The organism is Natronolimnohabitans sp. A-GB9, assembly GCF_030848565.1.
GTDB lineage: Archaea > Halobacteriota > Halobacteria > Halobacteriales > Natrialbaceae > Natronolimnohabitans.
In genome coordinates, this window is record NZ_JAVDDV010000005.1 from 23,763 (window position 1) to 39,247 (window position 15,485).

Here is a 15,485-nt window from a genome sequence, read left to right on the forward strand (position 1 = left end):
GACTGTACCGGATTTGGACCGTCTTCGATTGGACGGCAGCGACGGTCGAGCACCGGTGTTCGGGTACGCCGGGTATACTGCCTGCATTGATAAAGGCCGCGGTTAAATACGCATCGTACTCCCGACGGAACTATCCACCGTCGGTCGCACGACTGCGGCTGTCTCCGACGGTGCCACGCTCGCACTTCTTGACGCGGATCGCGAGCGCGAGAAACAGCGCCAACAGCGTAAACGTCACCTCGCCGGCGGCGACGACGCCGAGTGCGTCCGCGCCCAGAAACATCGGTTCGTCCTGTGGAACGGGGATCGTCGTGTGGTGGACGCCGTGTGGCCCCTCGAGTACCGGTACGAAGTAGTCGACGATCAGGTTGCTCGTGTACCAGACGGCGGCGACGGCAACACCCCAGACGGGGAAGTCGGTGATCCGGTGGAGGACGAAGGCCTGGACGACCATCGCGAGGTGGCTCCAGAAGAGAAACTGGTACATCAGCGGATGGGTCTGGGTCGCGTACGTCTCGTGGAAGACGAGCAGCGTGTACGGCGTCCACAGCCCGAGGATGACGTTGCCGAAGAAGGCCAGTGCGGTCAGCCACGGTAGTTCGTAGCCGAGTTTCCACGCCGCGATCGCAACTGCGATCAGCAGCGTCGCCATCGGGCTGTCGGGGATCCACGGCCACATGACCATGGCGGTGTCCAGCAACTGCTGGCGGTAGTACCAGAAGCCGAAGACCGTCCCCGCGAGGTTGATCGCGACGACGAGCCACGCGAACCGCAACCCGAGGTCCTCGATTCGTTTCGGTACGGGTGCGAGCCATCGCGGCAACGGATCGCGGTTCGGGGGTTCGGTCGTCGCGGACATCGTTTCATCCGACGTGACGGTCGACGTGTGCAAAACAGTAGCGGTCGGCGACAGTTCGACGGCGGTGATACCGTTCGATTGGACCGACATCTCCGACGGATTGGTGTCCGTAGGAGCCCGTCTGACTGGCCCCAACAGTATAACTATTCCAGCGTGCTGGCCCATCGTATGCAGCCCACACCCACGGATCGACGACGCGTCACGCTCTCGACCGGCCACGAGGTCACGTTGCCCCTCGAGCTCGAGTGTACGGTCGGTGGCGTGACCGTCCTGGCGCGGCGAAAGCGACTCGAGTCGATCCTTCCCGAGAAGCTCGCTGCGCTCGCCGTCGCTCCTGGTGTCGGCTGCGTGATGGTCGTCGGAATCCGATATCACCGCGTGGGAAGGACGAGCGACGAGTCGGACGAGGACGGCGGACCCGGACTCGAACCCTACGACGAGTTCGGCGTCATCGTTCCCGCCGTCCGCGGGAGTCGAAGCGCCCTCCCGTTTCTACAGGCCGTCGACGGCGAGTTCGGTGGCTACGTCCACTGGCTGCCGGTGACGACCGAGGCGTCCGTCGCGCTCGGCCGCGAGATCTGGGGGTATCCGAAAGAACGCGCCGCGATCTCGATAACGGACGACCCGCAGGGGTTTCGAACCGTCGTCCGTGACGACGACGGCACGCAGCGAGTCCGTCTCGAGGTCCCCCGGCCGTGGACACGGATCGGTTCCCGGCAACGCGAGTGGGCGCTGTGGAGTTACACTACGATGGACGGCGAACTGGTACGAACGCGAGCCGAACTCGAGGGTGAGATCGCACTCGGCTCGCCCGTCGGTGCGAGCCTCGAGATCGATCCGGAGCTGCAGACGGCGCTGGGCTGTCGGCCCCAGCCGCTGGCGCGACTGTACGGCACTCGAGTGCGGGCACGACTGTCCGCTGGGAAGACGCGAGCGAACCGCTCCTGATCGGGATCGGGCCGTACTCGTCGTCGATCGACCCGTCACGAACGGACACGCGTAAGTGCGGTGGATCCAAACCCCGTACCATGACTGCTAGTCACGATACTGATCTCGAGGAACTGCGACGCGGGACCGACCTCGTCAAGCGCGGTTTCGCCCAGATGCAGAAAGGCGGCGTCATCATGGACGTCGTCAACCCCGAACAGGCCCGCATCGCCGAGGACGCCGGTGCGGTCGCCGTCATGGCACTGGAAGCCGTTCCAGCGGACATCCGCAAGCGTGGCGGCGTCGCCCGGATGGCCGACCCTGCAGACGTCGAAGAAATCGTCGAGGAAGTCTCCATTCCGGTAATGGGGAAAGCCCGTATCGGCCACACGAAAGAGGCCCAGATCCTCGAGGCCACCGGCGTCGACATGATCGACGAGTCGGAAGTGCTCACCCCGGCCGACGACGCCTACCACATCGACAAGCGCGACTTTACCGCGCCCTTCGTCTGTGGTGCTCGCAACCTCGGTGAAGCCCTGCGCCGGATCAACGAGGGCGCGGCGATGATCCGAACCAAAGGCGAAGCGGGGACGGGCGACGTCAACCAGGCCGTCCACCACCAGCGAACGATCAAAGGCGCGATCCGCGAACTCGAGGGGATGACCCACGAGGAGCGCGAGGCCTACGCTCGTGAGATCGAAGCGCCCGCGGAACTGGTCCACGAGACCGCCGAGCTGGGTCGGCTTCCGGTCGTCAACTTCGCGGCTGGCGGTATCGCGACGCCAGCCGACGCCGCGCTCATGATGCACCACGAGTGCGACGGCATCTTCGTCGGCAGCGGCATCTTCGGCGCCGAGAACCCGCCGGCGATGGCCGAAGCGATCGTCGAGGCGACGAACAACTGGGACGATCCCGAACGCCTCGCCGAGATCTCGAAGAACCTCGGTAAAGGGATGAAAGGCGACGCGAACGCCGATCTCCCCGAGGAAGAGCAGTTGCAGGGTCGGGGCGTCTAGACCGACTACGCTTTTCGTCGCGGCTCCAGCCCGCTCGTTTTCCGTTCGTCGAACCGCACCACCACCGGTACGGTACTCGAGACCCTACTACCGGCTACGATGTCCTCTCCGCACGAACTCGACGGGGCAAACGCAGGCGGTCAGTTCGTCCGCACCGCGCTGACGCTGTCGGTCCTCGAGAACGAGCCCATCCGGATCGAAAACGTCCGTGGCAACCGATCGACGCCTGGCCTTCGCCACCAGCATCTTGCCGTCCTCGAGACGATGGCCGCGATCTGTAACGCCGACGTCTCCGGCGCCGAACTCGGCGCGGAGACGATCGAGTTCGATCCGGGCCTCGAGTCGACCGCCGAGACGACGGGCTGGAACGGGCAGGGACGAGGCTCACTTCCAGGCGGGGAGTACGAGGTCGACATCGGTACAGCTGGGAGCGTGACGCTGCTGTTCGACGCCGTGCTCCCGCTTGCCGCAGTGCTCGAGTCGGAGCTCTCGGTGACGGTCACCGGCGGCACCGACGTCCCGTTTTCGCCGCCGATCGACTACGCTCGCCACGTCAAGCGTCCGTTGCTCCGACGGTTCGGCCTCGAGGCGACCTACGACGTCGAGCGCCGAGGGTTCATGCCCGAAGGTGGCGGCCGCGTGACCCTCGAACTCGCCCCGTCGGACCTCGAGTCGATCGACCTCACGGAACGGGGGTCGCTCGAGTCCGTCCACGTCTACGCGACCGAGTCGGAGTCACTGGCCGACCGCGACGTCGCCCACCGCCAGGCAGAAGGCGCACTCGACCGACTGGGACTCGAGGGACGGGAACTCGAACTCGGCGAGCGACGCGAGACGACGGCCGAGAGTCCCTCGACCGGGTCGGCGATCGTCCTTCGAGTCGATCATGGAACTGGTGTCGCCGGTTTCTCGGCGCTCGGCGAGCGCGGGAAGCCGGCCGAGCGCGTCGGTGAAGAGGCCGCGGACGCCGCGAACCGCTTTCTCGAGCGAACGACCGACCCGGCTCCGCCGGTCGATCGCCACATGGCCGATCAGTTGCTCGTCTACATCGCCCTCGCAGGCGGGCGCGTTCGTGTCCCCGAGGTTACAGACCACGTCGTCTCGAGCTGTGAGCTACTCGAGGCCTTCGGCGCATCGATGACGATCGATATCGAAGGCGGTGATGGGACGACCGACGAACTCGAGGCCGTCGACGAACCGGGGGTCGTCGCGGTCGAAGAGACCGTCGATGGCTGATACGGACTGCTGTAACGATGTACTGGTACAACCGCGAGCCATCCGATGTCGCTCCGGAACGCGATTTCTCGAAACCGAGCGCTTGGTAACAAGTTTTCGACATAACACTATGACTTATATCACCGCCGTTCATTGATGCGGATATGACTGACGTATACAGTATCGGCGGGTCGATCCGGAGGGCCGAGCCGTGAGCGATATCGTCACGTTCGGTGAGACGATGCTCCGGCTGTCGCCACCGGGGAACGAACGACTCGAGAGTGCCGACGAGTTCGAGATCCACGCGGGCGGTGCTGAGAGCAACGTCGCGATCGCGGCCAGCCGGCTCGGGGCAACGGCGACCTGGATGTCGAAGCTCCCAGAGACTCCGCTTGGACGGCGTGTCGTCGGCGAAATCCGTAGTCACGGAATCGATACCGACGTCGTCTGGAGCCACCGCGGCCGCCTCGGAACGTACTACCTCGAGCGGGCGGGCGACCCTCGCGGAACGAACGTGGTTTACGATCGGGAGAACAGCGCCGTCTCGACGGCCGAGGCGCGGGAGTTCGACGTCGATCGTATCCAGAACGCGCGCGTCTTTTTCACCAGCGGAATCACACCCGCGCTCTCGTCGACGCTGCGGGAAACGACGACGAACATGCTCAAGGCAGCCAAACAGGCCGGGACGACGACTGCCGTCGACTTCAACTACCGAAACAAGCTCTGGTCGCCCGAGCAAGCCCGCGAGACGATGACCCAGCTGTTCCCGGGGATCGACGTCCTCGTCATCGCCGCCAGAGACGCCCGCACTGTCCTCGGTATCGAGGGCGACCCCCGCCAGTTGGCCCACCGGCTTGGCTCCCAGTTCGACTTCGAGACCGTCGTCGTCACCCGCGGTGCCGACGGTGCCGTCGGCTGGCACGACGGCGTCGTCCACGAACAGGACGCCTACGAGACAGATACCGTCTCGCCGGTCGGCACCGGCGACGCCTTCACCGGCGCGTTCATCGCCCGCCGGCTCCACGGCGACGACGTCCCGACAGCCCTCGAGTACGGCGCGGCGACGGCGGCGCTGAAACGGACGATCCCCGGCGACGCCGCGCTCGTCTCCAAGTCGGAAGTCGACACCGTCGTTAGCGAGGGCGGGACGGAGATCTCTCGCTAGGACGGGACGAGTCGACGTCGTTCGCAGCGACCGAGCGTATCCGTCCGTTCCACTCCGACCTCGGGCGTACACCCAAGTCGAATGCGACCCAACGACTACGTATGAGCGACGAGCCCGACCACGAGCGGACTCCCGACCGAGACGCAGACTCGATCGAAGAGGATCCGACGGATTCGATCGATCTCGAGCATACAGAACGCGTTTGCGTGGGCGTCACTCGCGGCGAGACCGACCTCGAGATTGGACCGCCGCGGGACTACCCGGATCGGGCCGACATCTCGGTACGGCCCGAGTCGGACGACGAGATCGGCGATCGGATCGTCGTAAGCATCGACGCGATGGCCGGCGATCACGGCACGGGCCACGCGGACGTCGAACTGACGCCGGCAGAGGCCCGCGAGATACGGGATCGGCTCGACGAGACGGTTCGCTGGCTGCCCGAAGACGCGGGAGTCGACACGTCCGACTCAGAGACTGAGTCGGAGCAAAAGTAGGGTCCCGGCGACCGTCGGTCCGGACTTGGAGACGGACTCGAGGGCAACGTCGATACTCGAATACGGCGTCGAACCGATTACGCGGGACTCGGTGCTTTTTCTCGAGAGAGGTACGACGCGAGGTCGGACGTCGTGATCATGCCGATGACGGCCTCGTCTTCGTCGACGACCGGCAGGTGGTGAAAGCCGTGTTCGACCATCGCGTCCGCGGCGTCACGGATGCCGTCCTGAGCCGTGGCGGTGATGACGTCCTCGCTCATGTATTGTGAGACCGGCGTCTGATCCTTCGGCTTTCGCTCGGCGACGATCCGGACGAAGTCCGTCGTCGTCAGAATCCCCTCGAGTCGGCCGTCGCCGTCGGTGACGACGACCGAACCGATGTCGTTCTCGAGCATCGTTCCTGCGGCGTCCTCGACGAGTGTGTCCGATCGGACCGTGTGTACGGTCGTCGACATGACACGTGCGACGAAAATGTCTTCCATACGCATACTGTGTGGCGTCGCAACTATAAGGCTTGTCGAAGGGGAACAGTACACATAGTATATGGACGTGAGCCAGGCGGTCCTCGAGCGGTTGACGGCTGCAGGGATCGATACCGTGTTCGGAATCCCGGGCAAGCAGACGCTGCCGCTAAACGAGGCGATCGACCGGCGTGACGACGTCCGGTTCGTACTCGCCCGCCACGAGACCGCCGTCACTCACCAGGCCTGGGGCTACGCCGAGACGAGCGGCCGGCCCGCGGCGACGGTCGTCGTTCCCGGACCGGGAGATATGAACGCGATGAACGGACTGAAAAACGCGTGCAACGACTGTACGCCGCTGGTTCATCTCGCCGTCGAGACCGACCCCGAGATCCGCGGCGGGGACGGGATCCATGAGACGCCACTCGAGACCTACGACACCGTCGTCAAGACGAACCGTCTCGTCGAACGACCCGAACGCACCGCGGCCGTCCTCGAGGAGGCGATCGCCGTCGCCGAGACGCCTCCGAAGGGACCGGTCCGCGTCGGGATTCCGAAGTCCTTCCTCTCGATGGACGTCTCGCTCGCGGCGACCGGGACATACAGCCGGACGTCCGTCACCGACGTTCCCGAGACCGCCCTCGAGTCTGCAGTCGACCTGCTTGCCGACGCCGACGAACCGGTGGTCGTCGTCGGCGGCGGCGTCCGGTCTGCAAACGCGAGCGACGACCTCCGGCGCGTCGCCGACCGACTCGGTGCGCCCGTCGTGACCACGTACAAGGGCAAAGGCGTCCTCCCCGACGGCGACGGCGGCCCTGTCGCCGGCACGCTCTCGGGCAGCGCCGCCCCGGAACTGCTCGCGACGCTTGCCGAGGCCGACGCCGCGCTCGCGGTCGGTACGGACTTCGACGCCGTTGCGACCCGCGCCTGGTCGGTCGACGTCCCCGAGACGCTCGTCCACGTTACACTCGAGGCCGACGACCTCGCTACCGGCTACGAACCGACCGTCGGGATCGTCGCCGACGCCGGCACGGCCCTCACAGCCCTCGAGGACGCACTCGCCGACCGTGGCCTCGAACCCCGACCCGACGACGCCGTCGAACGCGCCGCGGCCGTCCGGGAGGCGACGAGCGAGCGCCTCGCGCCGTTGCGGACCTCGTCGCCGCCGCTTCCGTCGGTGAGCGCGCTCGAGGCCGTCCGCGAGGGAGTGCCACGAGAAGCGATCGTGGCGGCCGACGCCGGCGGCTTCCGCGTCTGGGGCCTGAACGTCTTCGAGGCCACCGGGCCGCGATCGTACGTCAACCCCGGCTCGTGGGCGACGATGGGAACCGGACTCCCGTCGGGAATCGGCGCCCAGTGTGCAAACCCCGACGCCGACGTGGTCGTGCTGACCGGCGACGGCGGCCTCATGATGTGTGTTCACGAACTTCACACGATCGTCGCCGAGGCCCTCCCGCTAACGGTCGTCGTCTTCGTCAACGAGGATTACGCGATCATCAGCGACGAGGCCGACCGGACGTACGATCTCGAGGCCGGCGCCTACGGCTGGGGCGAGACGCCCATCGACTTCGAGGGCCTCGCCTCGAGTTTCGGCCTGCGCGCCGATCGCGCCGAGACGCCGTCGGCGATCCAGGAGACACTCGAGTCAGCGGTCGCCGCGGACGAACCCGTCCTCGTCGCGATCCCGACGGATCCCGAGGAGCCACAGGCGGGCGACTGGATGCAATCGTGATACTGTCGGACAGCAGTCACTGAAGAGAATTCGCCGGACGGAAGCGGCAACTGCTCACAATAGTTCTGTCCGACAGTATGATTCCCGTCCGGGCTCGACGCGTTCGACACCCCTCTCCCGTCGCTTGCGTCCCCGAACTCGAGATCGATGGTCGCCGCGTCGTTCCATCGCTCGAGCCCAACGAGCCGATGTGCGGTGGCGCGCGCCGATCCGCGGCGAACCGAACGTGAGTCGCGGATCGAATCGTGCGAGGGATGAGCGAGCGACTGTCGGGAGCGAGCGAATCGGCTGGGGAGGACGTGGAAATCCATGCCACCAGCACGATCGTCCGGCTATCGCCGACGCGTCGAATTTCGTCTGCCTCTTGTTTTCTGTAGTGTCTCGATGCTACTTACCGCCCAAATATCACTTTCGTCGATCACATAACGAGGACGACCACATCCGCACGACGGCGCACATTTAAGTACTGAACGGGCTATACTCGACGACGTATCACCGATGGCGTCCCCGCCCGCCTCTCTCGAGGGAACGTGTACACTCCTCTCCGAACCCGCTCCCAGCGACGTCCTCTTCGAGTGGATCGCCGAGGAGTACGCCACACTCGCCGAGACGTACGGCCCCCGGAACGTGCTGGTGTTGAAACGCCATCCGGCGGGCCTCGAGACGCTTTCCGACGCGCTCGCCGACGTCGCCGCGACCGACGGATCTCCTGGCTCACCCCGCGTCGAGTCGCTTCCGGAACACGCCTCGAAGACCCTCGAGGCCGACGACCCGACGCTCGACCGACTCGAGTACGAAGAACGTATCGAGCTCATCTCGCTGGTGATCGACGGCGCCAGCCGGTCGGTTCCGGAGTATCTAGAGCGGGCCGCCGACCACGAGGGCTTTACCCGTGACGTCGGGCAGCTACTGCTCGAGGCGACCCGCCAGCAGCTTCGCCTCGAGGACGTCGAGCAGGCCGATCCCCACGACTGTCTGGCCTTCCTCTATGCGATGAACGATCGGTTCCACGCGGAACTCGAGGACCGGGGCTACGTCGAGCGGGCGGACGTGATCCCTCGCACCGTCGAACTGCTCGAGGCGGACGCCGACGGCCTGCGCTCGCGGATCGGCGAGTCGATCGATGCCGTCCTCGCCGTCGAGTTCGAGGAGTTTCGCCGGCTCGATCGGCGCTACCTTGCGGCGCTGACACGCGACGCCGAACTCCGCTGTCTGGGCGAACGCCACGCCAGCGTCGAACGGACGCGAGTCGAGCCGGGTTGTATCGAAGACCACGTCGGCACCGGACTCGACGTCGAGAGACTCGAGCGAGACGGGGTTGGCGACCGATCGAGGCGACCACACCGGGCGATCACGCGATTTTTGTCGACTGGCGCCACACCGCGAGCGGACACCGACGCGCAGCGAGACGGGGGCCGAGCGTACCGGATCCGAACCCGGACCGCACGCCAGCAAGTCCGTGCAGTTGCCACCGAGATCCAGGCGCTTCGCGACCGCTACGGCTGGAGCTACGACGAGTTCGCCGTCGCGGTTCCGCGGATCGAACGCGTGCCGGAGACGCGACGGCGGCTCCGTGAGGCCGGTCTGCCGACGGCGACCATCGGAACGCCCTCACTCGCCGAAGACCCCGTCGTCAACGAGTGCTACGCGTTCGTCACACTGCAGTGTGCCCGCGACGGTGCCGCCCTCGAGACACATCTCGACGGGTACGGACGCCGCGACGGAGTCGGCTCCGACGTCGACGATCCCGACCCAGTCGAGGTCGCACTCGATCGCCTGCATGCCCGCGTCGACGACTTCGAACTGGAGTTGCTCGAGGCCTGTGCCGGCTCGAGCGTTGCCCGTTCGCTCGAGCGCTGGATCCGGCAGACGGACCTGAAGGGACGGATCGCCCGCGAGGAGTCGTGGGTCGACGCCCGCGAGCAGTACGAGAGCATCCGTCGAATCCTCGAGATCGCCCGGTTCGTCGAAGAGACGGACCTCGTCGGGCCCGACTGGCAGGGGCTTCGTCGGATGCTTCGCCGAACGATCCAGTACGACGCGCCCTACGTCCACGCCGTCGAGGCCCAGCCGCCGACCGGCGGCGTTACGGTCTGTCCTGCCGAGGACTGCAAGCACGACTCCCGGGAAGTCGTTTTCCTGCTCGATCTGACCGACGACAACTATCCCGGCGAGCAGTTTCTCACACAGCTATTCCCGACGGCGTGGCTCCGCGAGATGGAGACATACCCCGCCGTGACTGCGCCGAACGAGGACGATATCACGGCTACCTTCGACACCGTCGGCGCGGACGATGTTGGCGATCCGTTCGAGACCTACCACGCCCAGCGGTCCCGCCGGCGGCTCGCACTCGCCGCCCGCGCCGCGCGGAGCCGGCTCTACTGTTGTTCCTACGAGCGCGGTTCCGGGAGCTTACAGCGAACGTACGACGAGTCACGCTACCTTCAGGGGATCGACGCGACGCCGGGACTCGTCCTCGAGAGCGTCGACGCCGACGCGAACGCGGCGATCCACGGCGAAGAAAACGCCCTCGAGGCGCTGCTCGACCAGCCTCACGGCGAACTCGAGCGAATCCTTCGGGAAGCCAGCACCGGCGGTGAGGCCGACCTCGGTGCGACCGAGGAACTGTTCGAGGAGATCGCGGTCGTCCTCGCAGACGACGTCGATCCCGAACTCGCCGAGGCGGTCCGTTCACAGTTCGAGTTCGCCGCGGGTGAGGTGGTCCGAGATGACTGACGGCGTCTCCGACACCCCGGCGAACGCGGGAACCGTCGGTCCCATCCCGATCGAGGGCGTCACGACGTACCTTCGGTGTCCCCGACAGTACGAGTATGCCCACGTCCAGGAACTCGAGGGCGAACGCGACGAGGCCGCGGCCACGATCGAGGACCGCGTCGCGATCCTCAAAACGGCGATCTGTGACGCCCTGGACCGTGACGAGGCCGACCGCGACCGGACGACCCTCCTCGACGCCGCGCGAGCGCGACTCGAGACGCTCTGGGAAGACCACGACGAGCGGTTTCACTCGGTGGCCCAGCGCCGCCACGAACGACGCGTCCTCGAGGCGACCCTCGAAGCCTACGTCGACGCGGTCGGACTCGAGCACGCGTCCGGAATCGATCGGTTGCGATCGGCGATCGATGGCGGCGAGGTGATCGGCCCGGAGTGTTCGCTCTCGAGTACGCAGTCGCTGTCCGAGACGGCGACGGCCGACGAGGGCGACGCCGTTACGATCTCGGCTCCCATCGACTACTGCTACGCCGACGGCTCGTCTATCGTCGGCGTCCGGTTCGTCCCGACGCTGCGCCCGCTTGGTCTGTTGCGCTACCGATCGGACTGGGAGGGCGCCGTCGCCGAGCAGTTTACCGACCACTTCGATCCCGAGGCGGACGTCTTCGAGCCCTCGTTCGTCGGTGCCCTCTTCGAGACCGCCGTCGTCCTCGACGGCCTCCGGAACAGGTGTAAGCGGTTCGGGCTCGAGGACCGGACCTGTCGGTACGTCCAGATTCCACTGGCCGATCGCTCTCGGACCGCGGTCAACTGGGTCCAGGAGACGGTCGAGACGACCCTCGAACCGATCGACCTGACCGATCGCTACGTCGACCACCACACCTACGGCATGACACACGAACACCGAAACCGGACGATCGACGACCGACTCGAGCGCGTCGTCGCCGACCTGACTGCCGGCGCGTTCGATCCGACCGACCGCTGGGAGCAGCTCTCGAGTGAGGTCTGTCCGGACTGTGCGTACACGGTCTGTTGTGAGGACTATATCGCGGCGGAGGTGCGTTTCGATGGGTAACGACGCCCACGGGTCGTCCGACGGCGGCCGGGCGGCCCACGAGCCGAAAGGCAACCAGCAGGCCGTCATCGACAGCCACGCCGCCTGTACCTCAGTCGACGCCGGTGCGGGGACGGGGAAGACGACGACGATGCTCATGCGGATCGAGCGTGCGATCGAACGAGACGACGTCGATCCCGACGACGTGTTGGTTCTCACCTTCGCGAACGAGGCCGCCGGGAGCATTCGCGATGCGGTCGCCGAGCGACTCGATCCCGAGACCGCCGCGGCGATCGACGTCTACACGTACCACTCCTTCTGTTACCGGCTGGTCAGAGAGTACGCCTACTACCTCGGCTACTCGCCCGAGTTCGACGTCGTCACCGAGCGCAAGCGCCGTCGGATCGTCGGTCGACTGCTCGCGGCCAACGACTACGGGTTCGCGACCGCCGGGCGCGGCGACGGCTCGCCGGACGACCTTACCGCCGCCGTCGACGACTTCATCCAGGCGATGAGCCAGGAGGACATCACACCCGACCAGCTCCAGGCGCAACTGCCGGCAGTGCGAACTCTCGAGCTGTGCAACGAGTTCGTCCTCTGGCTCGAGCGAACCGCCGGCAACGACCTCTCCTTTGACAACGAGGCGCTGCGGTACTTCAACGCGGACGACCACCTCGAGGCTGCCCAGGCGTCACTCGTCGACTACGGAAAGCTACTCGAGTACTGCCGCGAGAAGATCGCGGAGGCACCGGAACAGTTCCGCGAAGACGACGTCGTCCGCGATATCGACCGCTATCTTCGGGTACTGCAGGACTGTGTAACCAACACGATCGAGGCGCTGTCGCTCGAGGATCCGACGACGAAACAGCTGCCCCGCGCACTGTTTGGCAACGAGATCTGGCGTACGAAGACCGACCGCCTCGAACAGAGCCCGTTCGGGCGGCTCAAACACTACGTCGAGTTCCTGCGGCTGGCCCGCCACTACACCGACGTCTACGCCGACTACCACGACTCCCTCGAGCGCGAGCGGACGCTCGATTTCGACGAACTGGTGCGGACGGCGACCGAGTTACTCGACGACGAAGCGATCGCCGCCGAGATCACTGGACAGTGGACGCAGGTCTACTGCGACGAGTTCCAGGACACCGACGAGACCCAGTTTGCGCTGATCACCGAGCTCACCGACGGTCCCGAGCGGCCGGATCTGCTCGCGATCGGTGACAAGGATCAGGCGATCTACGGCTGGCGAGGAACCGACCGGGAGGGGCTCGACCGACTCGCAGCGGCCTACGACGACCACGAGGCAATCGAACTCGAACTCAACTTCCGCTCCCGTCAGGAGATCCTCGATCTGACAAACCACTGTGATTACGGTTCCCAGACCTCGAAAACGCTCCGAGAGGACGGTCGAACCCCTGGGGAGTACTGGGCCGACGGCGACGTCGATACTGACGACGACGCCGATACGGCAGTCGAGACCCCGCGGGAAATCGACGCGGAGCCACCGGATCGCGTCGTCAAAATCGAGAGCGACGAACTCGGCCAGTCGACGGCCACTCAGGTCGCGACGACCGTCTCGCGGCTGTTAAACGGCGACGCCGAGAACATCTCGTCGCGATCGCTCGCGGATATCGCGGTCATCGTCCGGACGAACCGCCACGCGCAGGCAGTCGCCGACGCGCTCCGGGAGCGACGGATCCCCTACGAGATTTCGGGCTCGCCCAGCGGCGACATCGCTCCCGGGATCCAGACGCTCGTCTCGTACCTGCGCGTACTGGTCGACCCCGACGCCGACGTCCACCTCCGGCGCGTGTTGCTGTATCGGTACCGGCTCTCCGAGGCCGACCTCGCGACGCTACAGCGACGGGACGGCTCGCTGTACGACGCGGTGATGAACACCGCCCTGTCCGACGAGCTCGACCGTCCCGAACGCGTCGAGTGTGCGCGCAAACACCTCACTGAACTCGAGGAGCTTCGCGACGTCTACCCGCTGTCTGGGTTCGTCCGGCGGTTCCGCGAGACCACTCGTCTCGAGTGGTTTCTCACGACTGAGGAACGCGAGGAGCTCGAGCGCGTCGAGCGATTCGTCGACGCCTACACCGGCGATTCGGTGATCCAGACGTTGACGCCCGCGTTCGTCGAGGCCCTCGAGGGGGCGTTACAGGGCGGGGGGAGCGAGCGCACTCGCGGCACACAGTCGACGGACTCGGTCGACGTCATGACCGTCCACCAGGCAAAGGGCCTCGAGTTCGACACCGTACTCGTCCCCTACCTCTCCGACGAGGAGTGGTGTGTCGAACGCGACTACGCACGACGGGCTCGCTATCGGCTGCTCGCGGCGACGCTCTCGACGGAAGTCGAGTCGCCGTTGCGTGCCGATCTGGCGACCGAGACGGTCGGCGAGGAGTGGCGCGTGCTCCACGTCGCGCTTACGCGCGCCGAGAACCACCTGTTCGTCTTCGGATCGACGTACGATTACGACGGCAACGAGGACGAGCTTGCGGTCTCGACGGCCGATGCCTGTCTGGCCGACGCGATCGAATGGTCGGTCGCCGGCGAGCGGATGGGACTGTGGTCGTCGCTTCGCGAGAGCTTCGAGCGAGTGCGAGACACCTATCCCGAAACCGTCGTCGACCGAACCGACGAGCTCGCGGTCGCGGCACGCCAGACGCCGGGAACGATCACCTACTACGCCGGCTACGACGACCGTCAGATCGAACCCCTCGAGACGCGCGAGGCGATCGAGACCGTCCATCGACTGGGGCGGCTGCTTCGCGACGAAACGCTGTTGCCAGCGGCCGACGCGGCGAGTTACGGCGCCCTCGAGCGTGAAAGCGGAGACGGGGACAAGGACCGCGACGAGCCAGGGAGAGACACGGACAGGACGGCCCGACCACGGCGGCTCCCGAGCGGCCGGCGACTCTCGGCGCTGACGCCCGATACCGTCCGGTTCCCCGTCGAGACGCTCGCGAACGCGACCGAGCTGCCGGCCGCGTTGCGCCACAGCTACACCGCCCTCGAGACCCACGAGACCTGTCCACGAAAACACTACCTCGACCACGTCGTGCGGGCGTTCGACGATCCGGCCGCCGACGAGTCACCGCCCTCGCGGTCTGGGGACGGCCTCGAGTCTAGCTCCCGGATCGTCGGGACGGTCTTCCACGACGTCGCGGAGGAGGCTTTCTACCGTGGGTATCGGACCCGCAAAGAGTGGCGTGAGGTTGCCGTCCGACAGCTCACGGCGCGAGGCCTACTCGAGCATCGCGAGGCCGTCTTGGGCTGTGTCGATCGGTTCTTCGAGGCGACCGCTCCCGCCTTCGACGCGCCCGTCGCCGACTGGGAGCCGCTGGCAGCGGAAGTATCGTTCGCGCTCGAGGACGTCGACGGCGTGACCGGCGACGTCGTCGGCGCCGTCGACTCGATCCGGCGAACGCCGGCCGGCGACCTCGCCGTACTCGACTACAAGACGACCACAGCTCGGATCGCATCCGGGGATGCGACCCAACTGGCGCTGTACGCCCGCGCCTGCGAGGAGCGATTCGACGAACCCGTCACACGAGTCGGTTACGTCTACGTCGGTGCGGACGCGGGGCCAGCCGTCGATCTCATCGACTCCGACGAGCTCCCGTCGTGGCCGACAGTCCGCGAGACGCTCGAAGCGGTCGACACCCCGACATACTGGGAGACGACGCCGGGCGACCACTGCCGATACTGTCCCCACCGATCGTTAGGCTGTGCGCCCGCGGAGTACGTCAGTGAACCGGCCGGCGATGTCGACCTCGAGGCCGACGACGACTGATTCCGGCCGCCATCGTTCCACGTCCGCTCGCTC

At 66.3% G+C, this 15,485-nt stretch carries 11 protein-coding genes; 9 read left to right on the forward strand and 2 right to left on the reverse strand.

The window, feature by feature from the left end; genetic code table 11:
• Positions 1–130 precede the first annotated feature (130 nt).
• On the reverse strand, positions 131–859 hold the full coding sequence (locus RBH26_RS08210; protein WP_306757718.1) for a DUF1405 domain-containing protein: 729 nt from the start codon (positions 857–859) through the stop codon (positions 131–133).
• A 168-nt stretch (positions 860–1,027) separates the two neighbouring features.
• Between RBH26_RS08210 and RBH26_RS08215 the strand changes: the two genes are divergently transcribed.
• The 5 genes from RBH26_RS08215 (at position 1,028) to RBH26_RS08235 (ending at position 5,676) form a co-directional block, all read left to right on the forward strand.
• On the forward strand, positions 1,028–1,807 hold the full coding sequence (locus RBH26_RS08215; protein ID WP_306757719.1) for an acetoacetate decarboxylase family protein: 780 nt from the start codon (positions 1,028–1,030) through the stop codon (positions 1,805–1,807).
• A gap of 80 nt (positions 1,808–1,887) precedes the next feature.
• Positions 1,888–2,802, forward strand: a complete 915-nt coding sequence (pdxS, locus tag RBH26_RS08220; protein ID WP_306757720.1) for a pyridoxal 5'-phosphate synthase lyase subunit PdxS — start codon at positions 1,888–1,890, stop codon at positions 2,800–2,802.
• 99 nt (positions 2,803–2,901) lie between these two features.
• Positions 2,902–4,038: an RNA 3'-terminal phosphate cyclase gene (gene rtcA / locus RBH26_RS08225; protein ID WP_306757721.1), complete on the forward strand. Its 1,137-nt coding sequence runs from the start codon at positions 2,902–2,904 to the stop codon at positions 4,036–4,038.
• Positions 4,039–4,228: 190 nt separating this feature from the next.
• Positions 4,229–5,182, forward strand: a complete 954-nt coding sequence (gene kdgK1 / locus RBH26_RS08230) for a bifunctional 2-dehydro-3-deoxygluconokinase/2-dehydro-3-deoxygalactonokinase (protein WP_306757722.1) — start codon at positions 4,229–4,231, stop codon at positions 5,180–5,182.
• A gap of 101 nt (positions 5,183–5,283) precedes the next feature.
• The gene (locus RBH26_RS08235) at positions 5,284–5,676 is read left to right on the forward strand and encodes a hypothetical protein (RefSeq protein ID WP_306757723.1); all 393 of its coding nucleotides are present in this window, start codon (positions 5,284–5,286) and stop codon (positions 5,674–5,676) included.
• Between the two features lie 77 nt (positions 5,677–5,753).
• On the opposite strand, the gene RBH26_RS08240 is transcribed toward RBH26_RS08235, so the two are convergent.
• Entirely contained in the window at positions 5,754–6,158 is a 405-nt protein-coding gene (locus RBH26_RS08240; protein WP_306757724.1) for a CBS domain-containing protein, read from the reverse strand.
• A gap of 61 nt (positions 6,159–6,219) precedes the next feature.
• Here RBH26_RS08240 and RBH26_RS08245 point away from each other — a divergent pair, with 61 nt between their 5' ends.
• The 4 genes from RBH26_RS08245 to RBH26_RS08260 all read left to right on the forward strand — a co-directional run bounded on the left by RBH26_RS08245 (position 6,220) and on the right by RBH26_RS08260 (position 15,452).
• Positions 6,220–7,869, forward strand: coding sequence for a thiamine pyrophosphate-binding protein (locus RBH26_RS08245; RefSeq protein ID WP_306757725.1), 1,650 nt, complete (start codon positions 6,220–6,222; stop codon positions 7,867–7,869).
• A 498-nt stretch (positions 7,870–8,367) separates the two neighbouring features.
• Entirely contained in the window at positions 8,368–10,605 is a 2,238-nt protein-coding gene (locus RBH26_RS08250; protein WP_306757726.1) for a hypothetical protein, read from the forward strand.
• Positions 10,598–11,674 (forward strand): hypothetical protein, encoded by a 1,077-nt coding sequence (locus tag RBH26_RS08255; RefSeq protein WP_306757727.1) that lies wholly within the window; start codon positions 10,598–10,600, stop codon positions 11,672–11,674. The genes RBH26_RS08250 and RBH26_RS08255 overlap by 8 nt, the downstream gene beginning before the upstream one ends.
• Positions 11,667–15,452, forward strand: coding sequence for a UvrD-helicase domain-containing protein (locus RBH26_RS08260; RefSeq protein ID WP_306757728.1), 3,786 nt, complete (start codon positions 11,667–11,669; stop codon positions 15,450–15,452). Before RBH26_RS08255 ends, RBH26_RS08260 begins: the two co-directional genes overlap by 8 nt.
• The last annotated feature ends 33 nt before the right edge of the window (positions 15,453–15,485 follow it).